The organism is Pseudomonas sp. K5002 (assembly GCF_013386655.1).
GTDB lineage: Bacteria > Pseudomonadota > Gammaproteobacteria > Pseudomonadales > Pseudomonadaceae > Aquipseudomonas.
Map to the genome: position 1 here is coordinate 1 of NZ_JACARK010001493.1, position 304 is coordinate 304.

1 pseudogene is annotated in these 304 nt (G+C 61.8%); it reads right to left on the reverse strand.

The window, feature by feature from the left end:
• A pseudogene (locus HX846_RS37455) lies at window positions 1-253 on the reverse strand (2-hydroxyacid dehydrogenase); the annotation flags it as partial.
• Window positions 254-304 lie beyond the last annotated feature (51 nt).

Consider the following 304-nt stretch of genomic DNA (forward strand, 5'->3'; position numbering starts at 1 on the left):
GCAGGTCGACATGGTTGTAGCCGGCGGAACGCAGGGCGATCAGGCGGGTGCCGCCGCTGGCCAACTGCTCCAGCACCGGGGCGCTGAGGTCATCGTTGTTAAAGGCGCAGACCACTTCGTGGTGTTCGGCCAGGGCCACGGTGTCGAGGTTCAGCCGGGCCGGCTGGAATTGCAGCTGCATGCCTTCGGGCAGCGGTTGGGCGAGAAAGCTGTCGCGGTCGTAGGTCTGGCTGCTGAAGAGGATGATGCGCATCAAATATTCCTTCTTGATGATGGAAAGCTGATTTTGTGGCGAGGGGGCTTG